Here is a 23,244-nt window from a genome sequence, read left to right as displayed (position 1 = left end):
TGATTATTTAAGCTAACCAGCCGTCTTTCAAACGGACTACCCGGTTACCGTATCCGGCATTTATTTCTGAATGGGTTACCTGAACAATGGTGACCTTATCTTCCTGATTTAGTTTTTGGAACAGTTCCATAATTTCAATGGATTGCTCCGAATGCAAATTTCCGGTAGGTTCATCTGCGAAAATCACTTTGGGGTTATGCACGATCGCCCTGGCCACGCCCACCAGCTGTTGCTGACCTCCGGAAAGCTGATGCGGGAAAAGATCTTTTTTCGCGACCATATTAAAACGGTCCAGAAGCTCTGCAACCCGGCTTTTCCGTTCAGATGAAGCAGTTCCTTTGTACAAAAGTGGTGTTTCAATGTTCTCATAAACCGTCAGTTCGTCGATCAAATGATAAGCCTGAAAAACAAACCCGATGTGGTGGCGATGTAACTCAGTACGCTTTTTCTCAGACAGTTTTTGAACCGGTTCATCCAGGAAAAGATATTCACCTTCGGATGGTTCTTCCAGCAATCCGAGAATATGTAACAACGTCGATTTTCCTGAACCTGATGGTCCCATAATCGATACAAACTCGCCTTCTTTGATATGTAAATCAATGTGTCGCAAAACATACGTCTTGCCAAATCCTGCAGGGTAATACTTTGATATCTTTTCTAACTTAATCATAGAATTTTGGAGTTTAAGATTTCAGGTATAGATACGGACAACCCGTTTGAAAAACAACAGCTATTCCTGAACCTCTTATGCCAGTCCTATTTTAAAAAGCCTTGCCAATATTATAAGTTTTTGATATACAAATATTTATGTTTTAAATGCGAAGGTCAATCGTCCGAAATCGTACAAAATGTGTACGGTATCGAACGTGCGAACCGGACAGCCGAAATGCACGTTTTTCTACTCCGGTCGAAGGGAAATTACAGGGTTAAAAGATGCTGCGCGTATGCCCAGAAAGCCGACTGTCATGAGTGTAACCAGGATCGTGACAACACCGGAAAATGGCATCGTCCACCACGGAAACGAAATGCGGTATGCGAAATCCGCCAGCCAGAGGTTTATCAGATAATAACCAGCCGGACATGCAACAAGGAATGCTGCAATGATATTTTGATAAAATCCTTAGAAAATAACGTTACGATTTCGGCAGTCGTCGCTCCCAGCACAAGTCTGACGGCGCCTCGCGAATACCAAAATCTCCGGTGAGTGACAGTTGTTTGATGTGCAAGTTGTTCTTCATTTCTGACCCGAAATTTTCAAGGATCTGATGCACGTCCCTGGCTCCATTAATGTCGATTTTAATTATCTCAGTCGGATTATAACCTAGATTTTTGGAATGTATAAAATGCATTTGCTGGTAAAAAACAAGCGATGCAATGCTCAAAACAATGGCAGTGACAAACTGAAAGATGACCAGCAAACGTCCGGTTAAATGGCCCGGTGAGTTGCTGTTTTTTGTAAAGAACTTGAACGGGATTAAAGCCGGAAAGCAGATATGCGGGATAAGCTCCTGATAGTACTGTATTTAAAAGGAGAATGGCCGTAAACCAGCCAAGTAACCGCGGCCGGAGAAGTTCCTGCCAGCGTATGTGCTTGCCAGTCAGCTCGTTGAATGCAGGCAGAAATAAGATCCGTAAGATCAAGGCAATCAGAAATGCGGCTATACTGATGAATGCGGATTTGCCGATAAACTGAAGAAAGATCTCCGACCGTTTCGAGCCGGTGACTTTCCGGATCCCGATTTCCTTCGTTCGCTTAATGGAAGCCGCAATGCTGATGTTGATGAAGTTGATGCCTTGTCAACTGAACGTGTTGTGATCCGGTACAAATCTGGATTACGTTCGTGAAACTGATCAAAACTTTGTTCGTCGGATATGTAAATCGTGGCCAGCAACACACAGGCCATTCCGATCGCGAGTCCGGAAATAGTAATGCAGGCGTAGAGTTTCGTCCGCCACATGTGGCGGGAGGCGATTTTCAGGAAGGTTTTGAACATGTAGTAGTCAGGAAATAACCTCGAATCTGTACCCGACGCCGTGCACCGCGGCAATTTTTAGATTGGGATCGGCGGAAAGCATTTTCCGAAGCCTGGAAATAAAAACATCCACGCTGCGACCCACCGTAATTCCTTCATCTTCCAAACCGATTTGAGTATAAAATCACGTTCAAGAACCTGATTTGAATGGCGGGTTAAGAGATTGAGCAGCTTTGCTTCGCGGAATGTCAGCTGATGTGTAACGCTGCCGGAGACCAATGTTTGATTTTGTGTATCAAAATGCGAATTGCCGAAATGGATCGTCGATACCGGTTTTTCATCAGCAATACTTGCAATTAAAGTTACCGGTTTCCGACGTGACTTAGTCCAGGCAAAAAAGCCCAGCCCCGCCAACGCGCTGCCGAAAGGCAAAATCCACCAGTTACTTTTACTATCGGCGGCCGACGGATTTTCGGCAATGAAATTGACCTGCAAGGTGTAGCAGGCTTCCTCGTTTTTCCGATCGGCGCACGGAACGCCACCGGGTTGTTTTAAGTCGGAAAAGTGATACCCTAGCTGTATCGTACCATTGTCGCAGCTCAAAACTGAAACATTATATCCTTTTTCAATTTGCTGCATTTCAAGTGATTGCTGCAAAAGTTCTGGCAGTTTTCCATAATCAAACAAATGGTCAACCCGGACTGAATAGGTATTTCCATCGATTTGCTTTACCGGTGGGATTGTTGACGTGGAATCTCCATTCAGGAGCAGCAAATGATGTGCAGTCCGCCGCATGGCGAGATTCACTTTCTCGGCAAAGCGAAAATTGTCATTGTTGGCCTGCGCGACAGGGTTGGTTAATGCAAGTTTGATTCCAATGACCAGAAACAGAACTGTAAAAATTCGTTTCTGTATTTTTCGAGTAAATGAGAGCGTTCCGGTCATTGGTATTTTAATTTAGCAACCATCATTTTTAAACAAGCTCATTCCGTAAAACCATTTGAACTGAGGTCCGAGCTGAGGTTTTGTTACCGGGATTATCCTCCTTCCGACGGCATCTTCTTTCGAGGCGGGATCTATCACAATGTCGTCACCAACTTTTGCATACCTCAGAATTTCCGCCATCTCGTACTGCATCACTGCGTAGTTGTGTGCATGTGAGTCAGGATTTACGATTTTTCCGGCCCTTTTCAAATAAATCAAAAAAGGTACCCTGGTAGCATCGGCAGACTCAGGATTACCTTTTACCAACGTAATCATTCCTCTGTTTACAGCCGACAGTAATTTATACTCAACAGTATGTCCATTTAAGAGCAGAGGATTTGAATGAAAATTGCCTTCGAGATCGCTTGGAAGAGCCAGTGAAACCGGCAAACTTAAAACCATTAACAAGGCGGGAAACATGTGGAATAGTTTACTTTTCATGATCATCAGGATTGAAATGTTGGCGATTTAATACATGGTCAAATGTAGGTCAGCCACAGGTATCCAGCTATTTATGTGTGTAAAACATTGTAAATGAAATGTAAAAAAATGCCGATTGCATTAATTTTCAGTTAAAGCAGAACATTAAGCCTCCCCGAAGGTGTTACAATTCCAGAACACCACATTTTTGATTTGAAAACAGTATCTTCTCACGATCCCTATGCCGCGCTTCGCTACGCGGATTTCAGGTTTTTTATTTCCAATACATTTCTTTTTTCGGCTACGATCCTCATTCAGGAAGTGATTGTCGGGTATGAATTGTATAAAATGACTCACGATCCGCTGGCGCTCGGACTGGTAGGATTGGCAGAAGTGGTCCCGTTCATCATCACGTCTCTTTTCGGAGGTTACATTGCCGACCAGAAAAACAAGATCACGATCATGCACATTAGTCTGGTGGTGATTTTGTTGGGATCGGTGATTTTATATACTGCATTTCAGCCTTTTATCTACAATTCACTCTCGCAAACGCAGCATTTGATCGTCATCTATTCGGTTTTTGCATTGATTGGTTTCGCCAAAGGATTTTATTCCCCGGCTTCCAGTTCATTAAAGCCGTTCCTGGTTCCCCGCGCCATTTATCACAACTCATCCACATGGAGCAGCTCGTTCTGGCAGGCTGGCTCCATTGCCGGGCCTGCGCTTGCCGGGTTTTTGTACGCATTCATCGGATTGGCAAACACGCTACTTGTGGTCATTTTCAGCTTTGTGATTTGTTGGATCTTGCTGGCCATGATCAAAACACGGCCGGAATTTCCTAAGATCTCCACATCGATCCTGGAAAGTTTAAAAGAAGGTTTCCGGTTTGTATTTAGGACGAGGATCGTGCTTTATGCTATTTCACTGGACTTATTTTCCGTTCTTTTTGGAGGAGTAGTAGCATTGTTGCCTGTATTCGCGGAGGATATTTTAAAAGTCGGGCCCGAAGGTTTGGGCTTGTTGCGCGCGGCGCCGTCTATAGGCTCATTACTTACGATGTTTGCGATGGCATACTACCCGCCCACCCACAATGCATGGCGTAATATGTTGATCGCAGGTGTCGGATTTGGAATATTTACGATCGTTTTCGCCATTTCTACAAACTTCCTTCTTTCCTGCGGGGCATTGTTTGCTACCGGCGTTTTCGATAGTATAAGCGTTATCGTCCGCCAGACAATTCTACAAATTTATCCTCCCGACGAAATGCGCGGCCGTGTCGCGGCCGTTAATGGCATGTTCGTGAGTTCTTCCAACGAGTTGGGTGCATTTGAATCCGGCGTCATGGCGAAAGCATTCGGGACCGTTCCGTCCGTAATGATGGGAGGGGTACTCACGCTCGTCGTCGTCACCTGGATTTATTTTAAATCAAAGGATTTGTTTTCGGTCAGGCTGAGTTAGAGAGGGTGGTTTTAAACAATAGAACATTTCACTATTTTTGTTTAAAATAAACGGAACTTATGTTTATATATAAAAACATAATCAGCGTAGAAGACGGAAAAAGAAGCGGAAAACCATGTATCCGGGAAATGCGAATAACTGTTGAAGATATTCTGCGTTTTCTTGCATCGGGAATGTCTTTCGAAGAAATTCTTCTGGATTTTCCGGAGCTGACTAAGGAAGATATTTTAGTTTCACTTGAATTTTCTGCGAATCAACAGAAGCGGACATTTTACGACGTAGCTGCATGAAGCTACTGATCGATCAGAATATTTCCCACCGCATTGTACCGCTTCTTCATTCCACATTCCAGGCCCTACATCACACAAAGGACCTTGATCTGATCAATGCGGATGATTATCAGATTTTCATGTTTGCACGCCGTAATGATTTTGACGCAGTCATCACGATTGACGATGATTTTGTGAAATTGCTCAATACTTTTTCCATTCCTCCAAAAATAATATGGATTAGAACAGGCAACTGCTCTACGGCTAATCTTGCTGAAATACTTATTGTTAAGTTTGAAGCCATTAATAAATTTTTGAAGGATCAGAATTACTTTCTTTACGAAGTTTTCGGGCAGTGATAGTGTGCTGATCAGTCTGCTACGTCTTTTTGATGATTTTGCGACTAAATGATTCATGCCTTCATTTGGAATACCCTTCACTCCCCCCGCAACGACTTCACCGGATTCATTAACGCGGTTTTGTAAGTCTGAATAAAAACCAGGACAGTAATCATCAAAGTGAACAATACGCTGATTCTCACGAAAGTGCCCCAGCCGATTTCGATGCGGTAAGCATAGGCTTCAAGCCATTTATTCATGAGGATCATGGCGGTCGGGAAAGCGACTACGGCTGCAAAGATGAGTACCAAAAGAAACTCCTTCAGAAAAAGCATTACCACACTAAATCCCGAGGCCCCCAATACTTTGCGAATGCCCACTTCCCGCATTCTTCGCGCTACATTCAATGAGACCATTCCCAGAATCCCCAGCAGTACGATCACAATAGCTAGACCGGTAGCCATTTGGGAAGCTTTTTTCAACTGGATTTCACTGGTGTAAAGCTTTTGAAGCGTGTCATCCATAAAAACGAATTCAAACGGCGCGTCGGGCATAAGCGTTCTCCATTTCGTTTCGATTTCCGTAATGGATTTGCCCAAATCGGACGGTTTGATCCGAAAAGACAGATACCGATAGGAATTGGTATCGCCGATATGCACAAAAGCCAGCGGCTTGATTGTCTGATGCATCGACTCAAAATGAAAGTTTTTACATACGCCGGTAATGGTAACCGGTTTGGCGAAACTATGAATTCGCACCTGTTGCCCCACAGCCTCCTGCGCACTGGAAAAGCCCAATGCCTTGATTGCGGCCTCATTTACCACAAGTCGATCTGGTTGAAAGGATCCGTTTTTCGGCTGGAAGTATTCTCCCGCCAGCATTTTGATTCCGTAGGTTTCCGCGTAGTTTTCATCGGTTCCTAAAAGAAGGGTATGTACCGCATTCGCTGAGTCCTGACCTGATTTGTACACGCCATTATACCCGCCATAGTTGCCATTCGGGATCTCATACGAGAGGCTCACTTCTTTTATTTCTTTCAATCGGCTCAATTCGTCACGTATTCCCTGCATTTTGGCCAGACCGGCAGGAGTCCAGTCGCGAGGAACCCCTACGGTAATGAGCGATTCTTTTTCATAGCCCAGGTCTTTGTTAACAAAATAATTGACCTGCCCGGAAACAATGGCGGCACCTGCAAAAACAAAAAGTGCGATACTAAACTGAGAACTGATCAGCAATCGCCGAAAAAACACGTTTTCCCGGATCGATTTCAATTTGCCCTTCATCGAATCCACCGATGGAATGGATGATAATACAAAAGCAGGATAAATTCCGGCCAATGCGCCGATCAGTATCGCGGACAGTAAAGGAATGGCGAGCGAGTAGGGAAATAATGCTAAAACAGAGTGAATGGGTTTGTTTAAAAGGTCTGCAAAAAAAGGTCTGGATAATTCGTAAAAACCGATTGAGAAAATCATCGCCAGAGAAGCAAGCAAGACCGACTCCGCAAGAAACTGTCCGATCAATTGCCTTTTCAGACTTCCAAGCACCTTTCTGACACCAATTTCCTTTAATCTCGAAGAAGAATTCCCAATTGAGATATTAACAAAATTCACGATTGCCATGAAGAGAATAAATGCGGTAATGCCGGAAAGCGTGAGAATCATTTTACGGACCAGACCATTGTTGGCCTCGCGATAATACAATTTCAAGGGTGTGAGATAAACCTGCAGATTGGCCCGCATGGCTTCCGAAGCGTGAGTTCGAAGGATTTGTGAAATCGGTTTGTCCAAATCCTTTATGGAAACACCTTTCTGAAGTTCCAGGAATGTGATCATATATGGAAATTCCCAGTTGTTTTCTGCTCCTTTACGACCCTCCATACTGCTGAATGGAATGAATATCTCCGCCTGGTTGGGCAGTAAATGGGTTATGGAATTGTTGGGCAAATCCTTTAATACCGCCGTAATCTGGAATTCCTGTTTGCCACCGATGAAGTTGTGTAACGTGAGTGTTTCACCCAATACATCTGTTTTCCCAAAATATTTGATGGCTTTATTCTCGGTGATGGCAATGCTATTCGGAGCACTTAATGCAGAACGGGCATCGCCATGCAGTAATGGAAAACCGTACATGGCGAGCAAGGTCGAATCGCCGGTCTGCACATCCTCCCGGAAATGTTTGTCACCTTTTGAAAAAGCGACGGTAATGCCATCGTATCGATAATAATTGGCTACAAGATTGGGGTAATCCTGTTTCAAGGTTTCGCCCAGAGGCCCGAGTGTTGCCAGATCGACTCCCATATCCGCGTTTTTCCATTTGCTGCGCATGATCACCTGATGATCAGCATGACGCAGGTCCTGGTTGACATTCAGCTCGCCCGAAACGTAGCTCATCATCAGAAAAGTGAAAGTCATTCCTACGGAAAGCCCGAAAATGGTAACCAGCGAATAGAATTTACGTTTCAGCAAGTTTCGCCAGGCGATTTTAAAGTAGTTTTTCAGCATGCCTTAAAACTAGCCAAATTTCAGAATGCCCTGGTTTAAGTCTGCATCGTTTAACGATTTTTAACTTATGGGCAATCGGCAATCGGCAGTCGGCAATCAAACGTCGAAAGCCGATTGCCGACCGCCGTTTTACCCTTATTACAAATTATTTACCGTTTGATTATTTCCTACTATCCGATAAATAATTCGACTCTTTTTCGCAATAGTTAGTGTAACAATAGCATATACATTGCAAAAAAAATCCCACCCCCGGATTGGCGTCGGAAGGGTGAGATCGTAAGCAGTTTAAATAATTGTTCATTATCTAACCAAAACAAATTTATGCAAAATGGTTTAAGATGCATTCTCGCATTATCGGTATTTGGATTTACGCTTTTTTCTTGTGAAGAGAGAGAAATTCAAAAGGAAATCAGCGGCAATTCAGCTGCTAAAACGGAGCTGCTGGACTTTCGGGGAGAGATGGTCTCGATTCAGTCAAGTTTTCCAAAAGAGTTATTTGATCAATCCCTGGAAGATTTCGACGAATATTACGATTTACGGAGTTAACAGTGAGGATACCAAAGCGAATGCATTCAAGCCACGTGACCTGGAATGCATTATCTATCCGTTACATTTTAAAAGGCTCGCCGGCAAGCGAAAATCAAGCGATCGATTTTACCCAGGACGGAACTTCAAAACATGAACAGGATAATAGTGGTAATCAAATTCACTCAGATCAAGCTGCAATGGATCTCCACAATAATATGTCTGCCAGGGTTTGGATGGAAAATGAAACGAAATGGGGTATTGGACCTTTTAGAAAAATGCCTGATTCGAATGACATAGTCACTACAATGGTTTCAAAGGCAAATTCGAGTCCGCTTTTATTAAGAGCAGCTATACTTAATCTTCATGGAGGCGATAATGCCACAGTATGGAATAACCTCTTTAATAATATGTATGGACAACATCAGCATTTAGTTCATTTGTTACCGTAAAATACTATAAGGCCTGGTCACTCCGCTGGCGCTTGAACTCAGCCAGCTGGGAATTTTTAAATCAAAAAATTATAAATATGAAACCAAAAGTTGTTTTCCTGATAATAGCACTAATTTCCTTTTTATCAGCGTGTGATCAGGATATTGATATTGGCGTTGATACTCTTTTTATCAAGAATGAAGATCGAGAAACAGCCCGAAAAGACGCACTTAATGAACTTTATAAACATTATCAGAAGAGTACAAAAAATCGGGAAGCCTATGAGGTTGTTTGCAAGAAGAATGGTCGGTTCATTTTGAATTTTTCACCTGTCTTGAATTTTTTAACTGTCTGTGGTGATCCAGGTAGCGGGTGGTCAAGACAATATCAGAATGTTGACGAAACGTTGCTGAAAAGACTCGTGGACGAACAGATTTCCATTGAGGATTTGGCAGGTTTTGGGCCCCGAAGTAGCCTGATCGATAGTTTGCTCACCAGAAAAAGCCCCATTTACCGGGTAAACACAAACGGCAGCCCATCGATTTGAAAGGCTATCGGCTATCGATAAAACCGAAAGCCGATAGCTTGTTGCCGACCGCCGGTAGGTCATTACTTTAAAAACCACCATGCTCATGAAAAGCAACCTGATTGTATTGAGTCTTTTTATCTGCACTTCTTGCATCACATTCGATGATGGAGAAGAAAATGTCATGTTCTCTCTAAAGAATATTGGACAAACGCATTACTCAAAAATTACAGTTTATGCAAAGGAATTATCCCCGAGTACAAGCTATTTGGACTCTACAGAAGCTTTAATGGAATTAAATTCTCCGGTAAACAGGCCAAGCGATACAAGTTATGCGGTAACCGTAGATTTAGGGAAAATTAAAAATGCAAAGCAAGGCCTATTTGAAATAAAGGCAGTTAATGTAAACAGTGAGATGATAAGCAAAGAGTTTGGCTCCATTAACGGAGTTAAAACGCAGGAATTCTTCTGGATCGAGTTGAAGGATTCTGCAATTTTCGTTTATAACAAACGGCAGTAGTGGCAGTCGGCTATCCGCATTGAAACTTCGACCGCCGACTGCTAATGACATAGTCACTACAATGTCTTCAAAAGCAAATTCAAGTTCTTTGCAGCCAGTGACGGTTATCTTAGAATTGGCATGGAGGGGACAATGGCAACACATGGAATAATCTTTACAATAATATGTATGGGGTACATCAGCATTTGGTGCATGTAGAATAGTGAATGAATGAGGATCAATAAATAAGGCTGGAAGAACGATTTTTCCAGCCTTAAAAATTCAAATCAGCATCAATATGAAAATAAGAATTGTCTTTGTCTTAATATTTATATGTGCCTGTTTGACAGGCTGTTTTGACAAAGTTGACCCTTTAATCAGAACGCTTTATCTAAAAGAGGATGATATGGAAACCCAACGATCACAAGCAGTTAGCAGATTGTACGAGCACTATGTCACTAGTAGGTTTAAAGATGGACAGGGTTATGAAGTTATCTCTAAGAAACATGGTCGGTTTATTCTGCATTTCGCACCTATTCTTGGACTGCTTACTGTTTGCGGTGACCCAGGAAGTGGTTGGGCAAGGCAATACGAGGATGTCGATGAATTAATACTCAAAAAGCTGGTTGATGAAAATATCACTTTTAATGATTTGTATGGTACCGGACCAATGAGTTATAAAGTTGACAGTATGCTCGTTAAAAAGAACCCGATTTACAATGTAAATACGAACGGCAGTCCGATATAAGTCGGCAGTCGGCCATCGGCAATCAAATTTCGAAAGCCGAAAGCCGACTGCCGACTATTCCGTCCGTAGCGACTTCACTGGATTCGTTATCGCCGCTTTCAGCGCCTGGAAGCTGACGGTTGTTACGGCGATGACAATGGCGATCAGACCGGCCACGGCAAAAATCCACCAGGATAGGTTCTCCCGATATTCGAAGTTTTGCAGCCATTTATGCATGGCATAGGCTGCCACCGGAGTGCCGATGGAAATGGCGATGAGTACCAGTTTAACAAAATCCCCGGATAGCAGCATTACCACATTTCGAACGCTCGCTCCGAGTACTTTTCTGACAGCGATCTCCTTGGTGCGTGCTTCGGCGGCAAATGCTGCCAGGCCGAATAATCCCAGGCAGGCGATCAATACGGCGAGTACGGAAAATGAAAGTAGTACCCGTCCCTGCCGCTGTTCCGATTGATATTGTTTTGAAAAATTTTCGTCCAGGAAGTGAAAGTCAAGTTTTGCTTCGGGATCAAATTGCTTGTAGGCAGCGCTGATGTAAGCCAGGGCTTCTTTTGTTTTTTCCGGCTGGATCCGCACATACACATTGTCTTTATCAGATGCTTCCGGAAGCTGGATCATTAATGGCTCAATCTTGTGTTGAAGTGAATAAGTGTGGAAATCCTTGACAACGCCTATCACTTTCGCCTCTTTGGTGTTACCCACTTGATCTATAAAATAATGGATCCGCTTGCCCAATGGATTTTCCCATCCTTGTTTCCTGACAAATGCTTCATTGACCAAAACAGCTCCAAACAGGTCGGCCGGAGAATCCTCCTGAAAGTTTCTTCCCTGTAATAACTTGATTTCCAATGTCTGTAAATAATCCCCATCGGCTGAAAATTTCTGGATGATCTGCGTGGAAGACGGCATCTCGCCAGTTTCCGTTTCGATGAACAATCCAGTTGCACCCATGCTGTTGTTTCCCAATGGGTTACTCGCCGAGGCGGCGCTTTCGATCAATGGGCTTTGCGTCAGTTTTTCTTTGATCGCGCGAATCTGATTTCTTGGTTCGTCTTTGTCGATATGGAAAGTCAGTACCTGGTCTTTGTTAAAGCCGAGATTTTTGTGGTTTACATAATGCAATTGGCGGTACACAATTCCCGAGCAGGCGATCATCACGACGGTCGCGGCAAACTGGAATACGACCAGCGATTGCCGAAATTGATTGCCACCCGCTTTACTCCCGAACTGTCCTTTCAGTGCAGAAACCGGACGATATCCCGATAGCATTACCGCCGGATAAAAACCGCTCACCAGGCCAATGAATACGATAAATGCAGACGCTACAAAAACCGTAGGCCAGCCGTTGTAATCGATCGTCAATGATTTATTGGCAAGTTCATTAAAGAACGGCAACGCAATTTTTATCATTAAAACCCCGACACATCCAGCGAGAAACGTCATTATAAAAGATTCTGTGAGAAACTGTCCGACCAACTGAAAACGCTGGGAGCCAATCGCTTTCCGAACGCCAACCTCGCGAATGCGTTTCATGGAACGCGCGGTATAGAGGTTCACGTAGTTAATGCAGGCAATGAGAAGGATCAGCGCGGCGACCACTGAAAAAATGTAAATGGTATTGATATTTCCATTCGCGCTGATTTCGTAATCGAGGTGTGAATATAAATGGATTGAGGTGAGTGGTTGTAACCTGAGTTTATAGTCCACATTACCGATTTCTTTTTTCAGATATTTCGGGAAAAAGCCTGCTAGTTTTGTCTCAAACTTTTGATAATCAACATCTTTCTTTAATAAAACATAGGTGTAGAGTTCAGATTGCTGCCAGCCGGCTGTGTAGTTTTCGGGTAAGGAACGTAATGCGCTGAAATGCAGGTGAGAATTCTCCGGTATGTCGGCAATGACGCCGGAAACCGTATTTGGAAAGTTATTTGAGAATAAAACCGTTTGCCCTAATGCCTTGGAAGCGTCTCCAAAAAGCTTTTCCGCCAAGGTTTTGGTCAAAACAATTTTCTGAGAACCTTGTAATGCAGACTTGGGATCTCCAGATAAAAAGGGATAGGAGAAAATCTCAAAAATAGCGGCGTCGGAGAAGTACATATCACCAGCCTCAATCGTCTTTTCTTTGAAGGAAACTTTCCCGCCGCCCTCTGGATGGATCCGCACCGTCTTTTCAATTTCGGGATAATCATTCGCCAATGCCGGAGCGTAGGGTGCGGATGTGGGTGCTAATTTGAAACCGCCTGTCGGCCATTTAGCTTCGTGAACAACCCGGAAGATCCGATCCGATTTTTCGTGAAAACGGTCGTAACTGAGTTCATCCGCCACATAAAGTACCATTAACCAAACCGCAGCCATGCCGATTCCCAACCCGATCACATTGAGGCTGCTGAATAATCTTTGGTTCCGGAAGTTTCGGACGGCTATTTTGATGTAGTTTAAGAACATGGCATTTAAGTTTAATTAGTTAGGAACAGATCTTTCGTGATATGTCATTAATATAAATTAATGTGCCATTCTATAACTATACTGAATTTCAATTAATTGATTAATCTATTAGCGTTTATAGTGTTCGGTTGCGAACATTTTGTTCGGGCTGCTGAACAAGTTCAAATGCGTAATACCTGATCATTTACCAGTGAAGGAAATACGCATTGCCATCAAATTCCCTAATTTTGCCAAATTCATGATTTTGATGGATTTATTATTCATTTTTTCTTATTGATTTAACCAAATAGAATGAACCAAGCACCTGCTACTTCTTTACAAGACATTGTCGGACATGCCAAGGAATACGGTTTTGTGTTCCCCTCTTCTGAAATATATGATGGATTGCAAGCCGTTTACGATTATGGTCAAAACGGCGTAGAGCTTAAAAATAACCTGAAAGCAGCGTGGTGGAAGGCCATGACGCAGCTTCACGACAATATTGTCGGGATCGATGCGGCGATTTTCATGCACCCGCTGACCTGGAAAGCATCGGGGCACGTGGACGGTTTCAACGATCCGATGATCGATAACAAGGATTCAAAAAAAAGGTACCGTGCCGATCAGCTTCTGGAAGGAAAAGCGGAACAATATGAAGCTGAGGGAAATTCAGAGAAAGCGCAGGCATTGCTGGCTGAAATGGGAAGGTTGCTCAGCGCCGAGGATTTGAATGGGGTACGTGAGCTGATCATTTCTGAAAATATTAAATGCCCGGTTTCCGGGACTACCAACTGGACGGAAGTTCGTCAGTTCAATCTGATGTTCAGTACGCAGGTAGGTTCTGTTGCAGAAGATTCCAATTTAATTTATCTACGTCCGGAAACTGCTCAGGGGATCTTTGTAAACTTCCTGAATGTGCAGAAAAGCGGAAGAATGAAGATTCCTTTCGGTATAGCTCAAATAGGAAAGGCATTTAGGAACGAAATTGTGGCGCGCCAGTTTACATTCCGGATGCGGGAATTTGAACAAATGGAAATGCAGTTTTTTATTCGTCCGGGTACTGAAATGGCGTGGTACGAATCGTGGAAAGAGGCGCGTATGAAATTCCATAAGGCGATCGGTCTGCCGGCTGAAAAGCTAAAATTCCATGATCACGAAAAGCTGGCGCATTATGCCAATGCAGCGGTTGACATTGAATATCAGTTCCCATTTGGTTTCCGTGAAATGGAAGGTATCCACTCCCGTACCGATTTTGATCTTCGGAACCATCAGGAATTGTCGAAAAAGAAACAGCAATATTTCGATTCGGACCTGGATGAAAATGGAAAACCATACGGAAATTACATTCCTTACGTGGTAGAAACTTCGGTAGGTGCGGACAGGTTGTTCCTCGCCGCTTTTTGTAATGCATATACCAGGGAAACGGTTGGTGAAGGTGAGAACGAAAAAGAGAGAACGTATCTGAAATTGCATCCGGCCCTGGCGCCATTCAAGGCCGCAGTACTTCCTTTGGTTAAAAAAGATGGGCTAGCTGAAAAAGCGCAGGCGATCGCAAATTCGTTGAAATCGTCGTTCCGTACAACCTATGACGATGGTGCGGCAATTGGAAAACGGTATACGCGCCAGGATTTGATCGGAACGCCGTTTTGCATTGCCGTGGATTACCAGACGATGGAAGATGACACCGTCACAATCAGACATCGCGATACCATGGAGCAGGAGCGTGTGGCAATCAGTGACTTGAAAGAAAAGATCGGCTATCAGGTGGCTATCGAGCGGATCCTCGAAGCGATTTAGAAGCTTCAATTCATCAACTGATGCGGAATGATCAACAAGCTTTATGGCACGTCTTTAAGTTTACTAACCGATTTGTACCAGCTGACCATGGCATATGGTTACTGGAAAGCGGGGAAAGCGGAGCAAGAATCGGTTTTTAATCTCTATTTCCGAAAAAATCCTTTTCAGGGTGGATTTACAATTACTTGTGGATTAAACAGCGTTATTGATTACCTGAATGAGTTCCATTTCAGCGATGAGGACCTGGATTACATTGGCTCGCTCACCGGAAATGATGGCAATAAGCTATTTGAGCCCGGTTTTCTCGAATATCTCAAAAACATGGAGCTGCAATGCAGCATTCACGCGATTCCGGAAGGAACCGTAGTTTTCCCAAATGAACCGTTACTTAGGATCCAGGGACCGATTCTTCAATGCCAGTTACTGGAAACACCTTTATTGAACCTCATCAATTTTCAATCGCTCATCGCTACCAAAGCCGCGCGGATGCGGCTGGTCGCCGGGGAAGATACGTTATTGGAGTTCGGTTTGCGCCGCGCGCAGGGGCCAGACGGTGGCGTTACAGCCAGCCGGGCCGCATACATCGGAGGTTTTGATGCCACTTCAAATGTGTTGGCCGGCAAGCTTTATGGAATTCCTGTGAAAGGCACGCACGCGCACAGTTGGGTGATGTCGTTTGATACTGAGCTGGATGCGTTTGAGACTTATGCCAGGTATATGCCAAATAATGTTACTCTGTTGGTCGATACATACGATTCTTTGAATGGTGTCCGGCATGCGATCAGGGTGGGAGAGCAGTTGGAAGCGAAAGGATACCATTTGAGTGGCATTCGCCTTGATTCCGGGGATCTGGCTTATTTGAGTATTGAAGCGAGGAAAATGCTTGACGATACTGGTTTCAAAAAAACCAGTATCGTAGCGAGCAATGATCTGGACGAATACATCATGGACAGTCTTAAAATCCAGGGCGCCAAGATCGACATCTGGGGCATTGGAACAAAACTGGTTACGGCATTCGACCAGCCAGCACTGGGCGGAGTTTATAAACTTGCCGCGATAAAATCCGAAAACGGCGAATGGGATTATAAGTTGAAATTATCAGAGCAGGCCATTAAAGTTTCTACGCCGGGCATTCAGCAAGTCCGGAGGTTTAAAGATTCCAAAGGTTTTGTCTCGGATATGATCTTTCACATTGAATCGCCATTGATTGGAAAAGCAACGATGGTCGATCCTTATGATTTTACAAAAAACCGATCGTTTCCCGAGTCTACCCAGTATGAGGACCTGCTTGTGCCTATCTTCGCAAAAGGAGCGCTGATCTATGCGTTGCCTTCCATTCACGAAGCGCGGGAAAGGGTGCAAAACCAGCTTTCGCATTTTTATAAAGGCATTAAAAGATTTGTGAATCCCCACACGTACCCGGTTGGGCTGGAAAAGGAGCTTTTCGATCTTAAAACAGACCTTATCATGAAATTGCGGGCAGGAAATGAAGAATAATTTAATGACGAAACGATGCAGGAAGCCGCACAGCCGAACTCAGAATTATTGAAAGAACTGATCCGGTATAAAATGCCTTTTGGTAAATACAAAGACTGGCTGATTGCCGATTTGCCGGTTTCGTATCTGGAATGGTTTCATTCCAAAGGTTTCCCGGCCGGGAAGCTGGGAATGTTACTTGCCACCATGTATGAGATACAAACGAACGGGCTGGGCTATTTGATTCAAGGACTTAGAAAGCTGAAATAATGCTTTCCAAGTCCCTGAATGCTTATTTTTTCTCAGGCATCAATACTACTTTGATGAAGTTATCATCATTGAAATACTTTTGAGCGGCCGCTTTTGTACTGGCTACTGTAATGGATTTCAGAAGCTTATCCTGTTGAAGAACTTCCTCCAGATCATCTCCCAGGAAGGTGTTGTCATCCAGGTAATCCAGCCAGAAATTGTTGGTTTTTAATGCAGTCTCTGTTTTACGCTGCGTTTCTGCGACAAACTTTTCAATGTCTTTCGGATCAGCGCCTTTTTCTTTAATCTTCGCGATTTCCTCTTTGGTTCGCGCCACCAGCTTGTCTACATTCTCAGGCGCACATCCGAAACCGACGCTGAAACGGTAATGTCCGGTCGGGAATTTGTCGGTACTTTCTGAAACCCCGACGCCATAAACGCCGCTTTCTTCTTCACGCAGCGCCTCGATCAGTTTGATTTGCAGGACTTCCTGCAAGGCTTCAATCTGAATGTTATTTTCCGGACTGTACTCATATTCACCGCTTGAAATGAGCGTCACGCGGCTTTTTGGTTCAAGTCCTTTGTAAATGGTTTTTTCTATTTTCCCTTTTGGCGGAAAAATATTGGCATGCTTGAACGTGTCGTCGCGGTCGGTGGAAGGTAATGCGCCCAGGTATTTTTCCAGCAACGGTTTAATCTCCTCGGGTTTGAATGCACCGACAATGGTAAATACAAAGTCGGAAGCATCGGAAAAGCGGTTTTTGTAGATCTCAACCGCGCGGTCGAGACTTACTTTGTCAACACTTTCCGGTCTCAGTGGTCTGCGTTTCGGATTGTTACTGGTCAGGATCGCATTCAGTGAATCCGAGTACACTTTCTCGGGCGTCAACGTTTTTTGCTGATTTTCGAGATATGCTTTCTGATTTACCAGAATGCCTTTCACTACGTTTTCGTCTTTTCTGGGCTCTGTAAAATATGCGTAAATCAGCTGCAAAGTCGTTTCCAGGTCTTTCGGACTTGCATTTCCGCCGATACCTTCTGTAAGTTCACTAAGATACGGCCCGGCATTTGCCGTTTTCCCGGCCAGAAATTTCTGCAATTGCGTCTGGCTATATGGCCCCACACCACCCGATTGGATCAGGTAACTGGAAAATATCCCGGTTTCGCGTTCATCCGGAAATAATGAATAACCACCTTTCGCCGTGGCTTTGATCAGGATTTCGTCATTTTTGAAATCCGTCGGTTTTAGCAAAACCTTCACCCCATTAGAAAGAGTCAACTCGGTTACACCCAGCTTTTCCAGTTTCTTTTCAGAGGTTACTTTTCCGGCTTTTGGCTCGGTGCTGAGTAATGGAGAATCTACCGCGTCATCTACGTAAGCTGTAACATCTTTCCCGGCTTCCGTCAGCAGTTTTTTGATTTCAGCTTCGGTTGGCAAAGCATCTTTGCTTTTCTCCGGCCCCATTACTACAACCGCACGGTTTTTATCGGTAATGTATTTTTTCGCCAGCCCGTTTACCTCAGCCAGCGTAACGCCGTCCAGGTGTTTTTTGACAAACTCGTAATATGCTTCGGCGCTCATATAAGGTTTCTCGTGCAGGAAATGTTCGAGATATTCCTGTACGAGCGTGGACGATCTCGTTTTGTCTCTTTCCTTGTAATACTGTTCGATACTGTTGAAAAAGTCCTTCTTCGCGCGGTCCAGTTCAGGCTGGGTAAATCCGAATTTCTGGACACGTGCATTTTCTTCCAGAACCGCGGTCAATGCGGTTTTCATCGAGCCGGCATCTTTTGCCACCGCAACGGATGTGTACGAATCCAGGTTTCCAAGAAAATCGCCGTATTCACTTCCACCATATAAAAAAGGAGGATCTGCTTTTTGGGTGAGTTCCTGCATCCGCTGGCCCATCATCGCATTATATAGCTCCTGGCCAAAGTTATTGCGGACATCCTGCAGCGTCTTCTCTTTGTTATTTGGCTGTTTATAAATGACTTGTATCGCATGTTGAGGATATTCCGGATCCGTAACAATCGCAACCCGGGTTAAACCGTCCAGCGGAATTTCGTATTTAGTACGTTTTTTTGGATTAACAGGCGGCTTGATAGATCCGAACTTCTGCGCGATCGTCGCCTCGACTTTGGCCACATCAAAATCCCCGACAGCGATAACCGCCATCAGATCAGGTCGGTACCAATCTTTGTAAAACGAACTGATCGTTTCCGGTTTGAAAGATTTCAGAATGCTGTCTTTCCCGATTGGCAGACGCTCGGCATACCGCGAATTGTTTAGGATCACTTTGAAAAACTTGTCGCGCATCCGTTGTTGCGCGCCGCGGCCCATCCGTGATTCCTCTAAAACGACGCCCCGTTCCTTGTTAATCTCCGAGGGGTCGAGCAATGCACCATGCGCCCAGTCTTCCAGAACCTGGATGCCTTTGTCGAGCAGCCCGGCCGAATCGGTCGGGATTGGTAACATATATACTGTTTCGTCAAAACCGGTATATGCATTCAGGTCCGCGCCGAACCTGACGCCCGTTTTTTGAAGGAAGTTAACCAGCTCATTCTTCGGAAAATTGGTGGTCCCATTAAAATTCATGTGCTCCATAAAGTGAGCAAGACCCTGTTGCGCGTCCGTTTCGAGCACAGAACCTGCTTTTACAGCCAGCCTGAGCTCTGCCCGGTTCTTTGGCTCCGTATTTTTTTTGATGTAATAAGTGATCCCGTTTTTCAGTCGGCCCATTTTAACATTCGGGTCGAGGGGAACTTTTTGCGTGGAGAGTGTTTGTGCCAAAACCGCCGGAACCGAACAAATTGCCATTCCAGCAAGGCATAAAGCGATGAACGCCTTTTTCATTTTTCTGATTTTAATTTGATGAAACTCGTGAAGAACGAAAGTATGAAATATAAATGTCTTCGGGAAGCTGTCTAAACGACCCGCTATTTTTCCGGACATGGTATTTTTTTGAAAATAAGTCCATTGCCAAATTCGATGGCTGTGTGATCCTTGAAAACCATCGTTCCGGCCCGTTCCTCTACCGGCCCGAAACCTTCTGTCCAGCTGTTATCCTGTTTCAAAAACACCACTTCCCGCATTGATTCTGTTCCTTCGGACTGGAAGGTGTATTTGGCAAAAAGGGTATCGCCGGACATGTAACCTTCTATTTTCCCATTATTGCTGTCTTTCTCGAAAAGCATATAAGCCAGCTCCCCGGTCACAATGCTGTCATTTTGATCCATATGCAGAAAAGCCGAATCCCTGTTTTCAGTATATGCAAAACATCCGGACTTCTCGCCAGAAGTATCCACAACAACGCTCCCGGATTCTGAATCCGGTTTGTTGTTACATGCAACTGTGCACGTCAGCAACAAAATAATTAACGCCTGTTTTTTCATCATCCGGGAAGCTAGTTAAATGGATTAACAACGAAAAGTCGGTTTAGGAATTATTTGCTAAATTTCAGACAGACAAGCATTTCCATTTATGCTGAATCCTAAAAGGAAGAATATTATTTTTGGTGATACCGCAAACAGAAATAATCTTTCTGTCGGGCATATGTTTTTTGGTGGAGCTGATCCTGCAAATGAGGATTGGGTTAAACTACCGTTCAACCGAATCCATACGCGTGATTTCGGATACTTCGATGGATAAAAAACCAAATTCTTCGGTAACAACGCCGCGGATTTTATAAACTCCTTTGACCGAAAAATTGAACCTGGTCGAAACCGGCGGGAAATGCACGGTATCAATAAATTGTCCCTCCTGATCCAGAAAAGTGCCAAAATACATTGTATCACCTTTCGCCGTGCGTGTATTTTTGACGGCTACCAGATACCCATATTGCGTCACTTCCTGATCCACATATCGGGGCAGATCTTTCGACATCACACTGGGAGGCAATGGGTATTTCAGTAGCTCAAACGGGCTGCATAATGGATAACCAAGCAATTCGATCTGATCATACGCATCGTCAATGCGTGACGAGTGGAAATCGGGTAAAACAAAATCCTTCACCTCGGTATGGAAAAGCTGTTTTTGCGGCACTTTAACCGGCGATACATTCAACCTGAAATGCGCTTTCCACAACAAGGTCTTTTTGTCAATTCCCGTAAACCGAAATGCATCAATGCGGATCAGGATCGTAAGCTGCTCGATCGAAATGGGTACCCGGTCCAAAAAGTTGTTAAGCGATAGGAAGTCGCCTTCTTGCTGTCTGGAATGCAGAATTTTCGAAATAACTTTTTCTTCCAAACCACTTAAAAACGCCAGCCCAAGGTAAATGTCTTTCCCTTTGATCATCGCCTGCGCGTCACTGTTGTTGACACAAGGCGCAAGTACCGTCGCGCCATGCATTCTGGCTTCGTGAATGTAAAGTTCAGCCGCATAAAAACCGCCGCCATTGTTCAGAACGGCGACCATGTATTCCAGCGGGAAATAAGCTTTTAGAAAAAGTGTTTGATAACTTTCTACGGCATATGATGCAGAATGGCCTTTTGCAAATGCATAGCCGGCAAAACTGGCGATCTGCCCCCAAATCTCGCGGGTTATCTTTTCGTCATAACCCTTCTCCTCGCAGTTTTTGAAATATTTTTTCTTGACTCTCTCAAACTCATCACGTCCACGAAACTTGCCGCTCATTCCGCGCCGGATCACGTCAGCTTCTCCCAGCGTAAGTCCGGCATAATGATGCGCCACTTTGATCACGTCTTCCTGATATACCATGATCCCATACGTATCTTCCATCAGTTCGAGTAACTTAGGATGCGCTTCTTCCCGCCGTTCGGGATGGCGGTGGCGCAGAATGTACTCGCGCATCATCCCGCTTTTGGCAACACCCGGACGGATAATGGAGCTGGCCGCAACCAATCCCAGATAGTTATCCACTTCCAGTTTTTTGAGCAACATCCGCATTGCCGGCGACTCTACATAAAAGCAGCCTATGCATTGCGCCTGCCTGATCAGATTATTGATCTTAGGGTCTTTCTTGAATTTTTTAACATCGTCAATATCAAATTCAGGAACCTCCGGCCGGTTATAACGGATCACTTCCAGCGTTTCCTTGATTTTCGCCAAACCTCTCTGACCCAGAATGTCATATTTATTCAGCCCCACATCTTCGGCAATCACCATGTCAAATTGCGTGGTAGGGAAACCTTTTGGCGGGATATCCGTGGCTGTAAAGTAATGAATGGGTTTTTCGGAGATCAGAATGCCGCCCGCATGGATGCTGAGGTGGTTCGGCTGATTGTTTTTTTGCAAATAATCGGCATACCGGATCACCAGCCCCGAAAACTGGTCCAACTTTCGGGCATCGTATTTGCCATTGCTTAATGCGTCGATTTCATACGCCGGTAACCCAAACACTTTGCCTAATTCCCGCACGGCTGCACTATGCTGAAAGGTACTGTAAGTTGCTAATAATGAAGCTTGTCCATTTTTACCAAACCGGTCAAAAATGAATTGGGTTACGTCTTCGCGGTCGCGCCAGGAAAAGTCAATATCGAAGTCGGGCGGGTTTTTTCGGTACAAATTCATAAACCGCTCGAAGTACAGATCCAGCTCAATGGGATCCACATTGGTAATGTTCAGCAAATAGGCAATAATGCTGTTCGCTCCGCTTCCCCGGCCCACATAGTAATACCCTTTTTGCCGCGAGTAGCTGGTTATAGCGTGATTTACCAGGAAAAATGGAATGTAATTCTGCTTTTCGATCAGGTCCAGCTCCATATTGAAGCGGTCGAGGATAATATCGTCCACATTCGCGCCGTAGCGGTAGCGCAGCCCGTCACAAGCCAGCTGGTAAATGAGCCGGTAATCGTCTTCCCTGCTTTTTCCAAATACTTTCAGGTTCTGATGTTCCCGATTATCACCAAAACTGAAATGGATGTTGCATTCATCCATCAGTTTTTCAGTATTGTAAATAATCGTCTGAAAATCCTTCCGGCTAAAATGGTAGGCGAGTACCTTACTCGGCATAATCTGCTCGTCTTCATCGGCGGTCTCCGTAGTTGAAAGTTTGCTCAGCATCGTGTTTGCATCCACTGCACGGAGCAACCGGTGCGCATTGAAATCTTTCTTATTTCGGAAACTTAGCGGCTGCTGGATCACGAGCCTGTCTTTTTGGTTAAACAAATGCGAAAACGTAACCCGGTTCAGATCTTTTGTTGAAATCCCGATGTATTCATTTGGCAGGAACGTTGTTTTTTTCTCCTGGTTTATTTTTTCAAACGGATATATAAAAACGGCGTTTTCAAGCTGCGGGGCCTGGTCCGGAAAATCCTGTTTTGCATTTATGTATTGTGATAAATAGGCATTTAACTCCTGAAAACCGGCATTATTCTTTGCTAACCCTACAAATTGCTGCTTTACCCCATTCCGGAAGTCAATCCCGACAATCGGTTTGATATCATATGTCGGCGCCAGCCGGATAAAATTCAGGCAGCCGGAGGTATTGTTAATATCTGTGAGGGCAACGCAGCCATACCCGTTTTCTCTGCTCATCCGAAGCAGTTCGTCCTCCGGAATCATCCCGAAACGAAGGCTAAAATAAGAGTGACAGTTGAGTAGCATTTCTTTATTTTCGAAAATCTTCCGAAACTTGAATCAATTTGAAAAATCGTAACT

At 44.4% G+C, this 23,244-nt stretch carries 24 protein-coding genes; 13 read left to right on the top strand and 11 right to left on the bottom strand.

The features are described 5' to 3' along the window. Positions 1–7 precede the first annotated feature (7 nt). Positions 8–670 carry an ABC transporter ATP-binding protein gene (locus LZG72_RS24935; RefSeq protein WP_233877861.1) on the bottom strand — a complete coding sequence of 221 codons (663 nt, stop codon included), beginning with the start codon at positions 668–670 and terminating at the stop codon, positions 8–10. A 274-nt stretch (positions 671–944) separates the two neighbouring features. On the opposite strand from LZG72_RS24935, the gene LZG72_RS29205 reads away from it, so the two are divergent. After that, a complete protein-coding gene (locus LZG72_RS29205) occupies positions 945–1,067 on the top strand; it encodes a hypothetical protein (protein WP_255701108.1) in 123 nt (40 codons plus the stop codon). Between the two features lie 66 nt (positions 1,068–1,133). Here LZG72_RS29205 and LZG72_RS24930 read toward each other — a convergent pair whose 3' ends face one another. Then, positions 1,134–1,418, bottom strand: coding sequence for a hypothetical protein (locus tag LZG72_RS24930; protein ID WP_233877860.1), 285 nt, complete (start codon positions 1,416–1,418; stop codon positions 1,134–1,136). Continuing rightward, positions 1,315–1,734 (bottom strand): ABC transporter permease, encoded by a 420-nt coding sequence (locus LZG72_RS29520; RefSeq protein WP_409017747.1) that lies wholly within the window; start codon positions 1,732–1,734, stop codon positions 1,315–1,317. The genes LZG72_RS24930 and LZG72_RS29520 overlap by 104 nt, the downstream gene beginning before the upstream one ends. A gap of 107 nt (positions 1,735–1,841) precedes the next feature. Here LZG72_RS29520 and LZG72_RS24920 point away from each other — a divergent pair, with 107 nt between their 5' ends. Beyond that, positions 1,842–2,012: a hypothetical protein gene (locus LZG72_RS24920; RefSeq protein ID WP_233877858.1), complete on the top strand. Its 171-nt coding sequence runs from the start codon at positions 1,842–1,844 to the stop codon at positions 2,010–2,012. Here the strand turns inward: LZG72_RS24920 and LZG72_RS24915 are convergent. The 3 genes from LZG72_RS24915 to LZG72_RS24905 are packed head-to-tail and all read right to left on the bottom strand — an operon-like array spanning position 2,002 to position 3,398. Continuing rightward, entirely contained in the window at positions 2,002–2,076 is a 75-nt protein-coding gene (locus tag LZG72_RS24915; RefSeq protein ID WP_233877925.1) for a hypothetical protein, read from the bottom strand. The two genes, LZG72_RS24920 and LZG72_RS24915, sit on opposite strands and share 11 nt — an antisense overlap. Next, positions 2,052–2,918, bottom strand: a complete 867-nt coding sequence (locus LZG72_RS24910) for a winged helix family transcriptional regulator (RefSeq protein ID WP_233877857.1) — start codon at positions 2,916–2,918, stop codon at positions 2,052–2,054. The genes LZG72_RS24915 and LZG72_RS24910 overlap by 25 nt, the downstream gene beginning before the upstream one ends. A 12-nt stretch (positions 2,919–2,930) precedes the next feature. Next, a complete protein-coding gene (locus tag LZG72_RS24905) occupies positions 2,931–3,398 on the bottom strand; it encodes a hypothetical protein (RefSeq protein ID WP_233877856.1) in 468 nt (155 codons plus the stop codon). Positions 3,399–3,590: 192 nt separating this feature from the next. Between LZG72_RS24905 and LZG72_RS24900 the strand changes: the two genes are divergently transcribed. From LZG72_RS24900 to LZG72_RS24890, 3 genes are read left to right on the top strand one after another with little or no spacing between them, the layout of a single operon-like run. Then, positions 3,591–4,835 carry an MFS transporter gene (locus LZG72_RS24900; RefSeq protein ID WP_233877855.1) on the top strand — a complete coding sequence of 415 codons (1,245 nt, stop codon included), beginning with the start codon at positions 3,591–3,593 and terminating at the stop codon, positions 4,833–4,835. 59 nt (positions 4,836–4,894) lie between these two features. Further along, positions 4,895–5,125, top strand: a complete 231-nt coding sequence (locus LZG72_RS24895; RefSeq protein ID WP_233877854.1) for a DUF433 domain-containing protein — start codon at positions 4,895–4,897, stop codon at positions 5,123–5,125. Beyond that, entirely contained in the window at positions 5,122–5,463 is a 342-nt protein-coding gene (locus LZG72_RS24890; RefSeq protein WP_233877853.1) for a DUF5615 family PIN-like protein, read from the top strand. The genes LZG72_RS24895 and LZG72_RS24890 overlap by 4 nt, the downstream gene beginning before the upstream one ends. Before the next feature lie 77 nt (positions 5,464–5,540). Here the strand turns inward: LZG72_RS24890 and LZG72_RS24885 are convergent, their stop codons facing one another. Further along, the gene (locus tag LZG72_RS24885; RefSeq protein WP_233877852.1) at positions 5,541–7,946 is read right to left on the bottom strand and encodes an ABC transporter permease; all 2,406 of its coding nucleotides are present in this window, start codon (positions 7,944–7,946) and stop codon (positions 5,541–5,543) included. Between the two features lie 321 nt (positions 7,947–8,267). Between LZG72_RS24885 and LZG72_RS24880 the strand changes: the two genes are divergently transcribed. The 5 genes from LZG72_RS24880 (at position 8,268) to LZG72_RS24860 (ending at position 10,676) form a co-directional block, all read left to right on the top strand. After that, positions 8,268–8,492 (top strand): hypothetical protein, encoded by a 225-nt coding sequence (locus LZG72_RS24880; protein ID WP_233877851.1) that lies wholly within the window; start codon positions 8,268–8,270, stop codon positions 8,490–8,492. Between the two features lie 20 nt (positions 8,493–8,512). Continuing rightward, a complete protein-coding gene (locus LZG72_RS24875) occupies positions 8,513–8,923 on the top strand; it encodes a DUF6973 domain-containing protein (protein WP_233877850.1) in 411 nt (136 codons plus the stop codon). Between the two features lie 77 nt (positions 8,924–9,000). After that, complete coding sequence (locus LZG72_RS24870; RefSeq protein ID WP_233877849.1) at positions 9,001–9,450, top strand: hypothetical protein; 450 nt, start codon at positions 9,001–9,003, stop codon at positions 9,448–9,450. Positions 9,451–9,535: 85 nt separating this feature from the next. Next, positions 9,536–9,949, top strand: coding sequence for a hypothetical protein (locus LZG72_RS24865; protein ID WP_233877848.1), 414 nt, complete (start codon positions 9,536–9,538; stop codon positions 9,947–9,949). A gap of 277 nt (positions 9,950–10,226) precedes the next feature. After that, positions 10,227–10,676 (top strand): hypothetical protein, encoded by a 450-nt coding sequence (locus LZG72_RS24860; RefSeq protein ID WP_233877847.1) that lies wholly within the window; start codon positions 10,227–10,229, stop codon positions 10,674–10,676. Positions 10,677–10,730: 54 nt separating this feature from the next. Here the strand turns inward: LZG72_RS24860 and LZG72_RS24855 are convergent, their stop codons facing one another. Next, on the bottom strand, positions 10,731–13,121 hold the full coding sequence (locus tag LZG72_RS24855) for an ABC transporter permease (RefSeq protein ID WP_233877846.1): 2,391 nt from the start codon (positions 13,119–13,121) through the stop codon (positions 10,731–10,733). 291 nt (positions 13,122–13,412) lie between these two features. Between LZG72_RS24855 and LZG72_RS24850 the strand changes: the two genes are divergently transcribed. The 3 genes from LZG72_RS24850 to LZG72_RS24840 are packed head-to-tail and all read left to right on the top strand — an operon-like array spanning position 13,413 to position 16,643. After that, positions 13,413–14,897 carry a glycine--tRNA ligase gene (locus tag LZG72_RS24850; protein ID WP_233877845.1) on the top strand — a complete coding sequence of 495 codons (1,485 nt, stop codon included), beginning with the start codon at positions 13,413–13,415 and terminating at the stop codon, positions 14,895–14,897. A gap of 27 nt (positions 14,898–14,924) precedes the next feature. Beyond that, positions 14,925–16,394 (top strand): nicotinate phosphoribosyltransferase, encoded by a 1,470-nt coding sequence (locus LZG72_RS24845; RefSeq protein WP_233877844.1) that lies wholly within the window; start codon positions 14,925–14,927, stop codon positions 16,392–16,394. 15 nt (positions 16,395–16,409) lie between these two features. Next, a complete protein-coding gene (locus LZG72_RS24840; protein ID WP_233877843.1) occupies positions 16,410–16,643 on the top strand; it encodes a DUF3820 family protein in 234 nt (77 codons plus the stop codon). 22 nt (positions 16,644–16,665) lie between these two features. Here the strand turns inward: LZG72_RS24840 and LZG72_RS24835 are convergent, their stop codons facing one another. The 3 genes from LZG72_RS24835 to LZG72_RS24825 all read right to left on the bottom strand — a co-directional run bounded on the left by LZG72_RS24835 (position 16,666) and on the right by LZG72_RS24825 (position 23,190). Beyond that, positions 16,666–19,476 (bottom strand): pitrilysin family protein, encoded by a 2,811-nt coding sequence (locus tag LZG72_RS24835; RefSeq protein ID WP_233877842.1) that lies wholly within the window; start codon positions 19,474–19,476, stop codon positions 16,666–16,668. Positions 19,477–19,559: 83 nt separating this feature from the next. After that, a complete protein-coding gene (locus LZG72_RS24830; RefSeq protein WP_233877841.1) occupies positions 19,560–20,018 on the bottom strand; it encodes a hypothetical protein in 459 nt (152 codons plus the stop codon). 202 nt (positions 20,019–20,220) lie between these two features. Beyond that, a complete protein-coding gene (locus LZG72_RS24825; protein WP_233877840.1) occupies positions 20,221–23,190 on the bottom strand; it encodes a DNA polymerase III subunit alpha in 2,970 nt (989 codons plus the stop codon). Positions 23,191–23,244: the final 54 nt, after the last annotated feature.

The organism is Dyadobacter sp. CY323 (assembly GCF_021390245.1).
Classification (GTDB): Bacteria; Bacteroidota; Bacteroidia; order Cytophagales; family Spirosomataceae; genus Dyadobacter.
This window is presented reverse-complemented; position numbering and strand designations above follow the sequence as displayed.

Coding starts and splice junctions, on each gene's coding strand:
- LZG72_RS24935 (WP_233877861.1), bottom strand. CDS start 670: ATGATTAAGTTAGAAAAGATATCAAAGTATTACCCTGCAGGATTTGGC.
- LZG72_RS29205 (WP_255701108.1), top strand. CDS start 945: ATGCCCAGAAAGCCGACTGTCATGAGTGTAACCAGGATCGTGACAACA.
- LZG72_RS24910 (WP_233877857.1), bottom strand. CDS start 2,918: ATGACCGGAACGCTCTCATTTACTCGAAAAATACAGAAACGAATTTTT.
- LZG72_RS24905 (WP_233877856.1), bottom strand. CDS start 3,398: ATGAAAAGTAAACTATTCCACATGTTTCCCGCCTTGTTAATGGTTTTA.
- LZG72_RS24895 (WP_233877854.1), top strand. CDS start 4,895: ATGTTTATATATAAAAACATAATCAGCGTAGAAGACGGAAAAAGAAGC.
- LZG72_RS24890 (WP_233877853.1), top strand. CDS start 5,122: ATGAAGCTACTGATCGATCAGAATATTTCCCACCGCATTGTACCGCTT.
- LZG72_RS24885 (WP_233877852.1), bottom strand. CDS start 7,946: ATGCTGAAAAACTACTTTAAAATCGCCTGGCGAAACTTGCTGAAACGT.
- LZG72_RS24880 (WP_233877851.1), top strand. CDS start 8,268: ATGCAAAATGGTTTAAGATGCATTCTCGCATTATCGGTATTTGGATTT.
- LZG72_RS24875 (WP_233877850.1), top strand. CDS start 8,513: ATGCATTCAAGCCACGTGACCTGGAATGCATTATCTATCCGTTACATT.
- LZG72_RS24870 (WP_233877849.1), top strand. CDS start 9,001: ATGAAACCAAAAGTTGTTTTCCTGATAATAGCACTAATTTCCTTTTTA.
- LZG72_RS24865 (WP_233877848.1), top strand. CDS start 9,536: ATGAAAAGCAACCTGATTGTATTGAGTCTTTTTATCTGCACTTCTTGC.
- LZG72_RS24860 (WP_233877847.1), top strand. CDS start 10,227: ATGAAAATAAGAATTGTCTTTGTCTTAATATTTATATGTGCCTGTTTG.
- LZG72_RS24855 (WP_233877846.1), bottom strand. CDS start 13,121: ATGTTCTTAAACTACATCAAAATAGCCGTCCGAAACTTCCGGAACCAA.
- LZG72_RS24850 (WP_233877845.1), top strand. CDS start 13,413: ATGAACCAAGCACCTGCTACTTCTTTACAAGACATTGTCGGACATGCC.
- LZG72_RS24845 (WP_233877844.1), top strand. CDS start 14,925: ATGATCAACAAGCTTTATGGCACGTCTTTAAGTTTACTAACCGATTTG.
- LZG72_RS24840 (WP_233877843.1), top strand. CDS start 16,410: ATGCAGGAAGCCGCACAGCCGAACTCAGAATTATTGAAAGAACTGATC.
- LZG72_RS24835 (WP_233877842.1), bottom strand. CDS start 19,476: ATGAAAAAGGCGTTCATCGCTTTATGCCTTGCTGGAATGGCAATTTGT.
- LZG72_RS24830 (WP_233877841.1), bottom strand. CDS start 20,018: ATGATGAAAAAACAGGCGTTAATTATTTTGTTGCTGACGTGCACAGTT.
- LZG72_RS24825 (WP_233877840.1), bottom strand. CDS start 23,190: ATGCTACTCAACTGTCACTCTTATTTTAGCCTTCGTTTCGGGATGATT.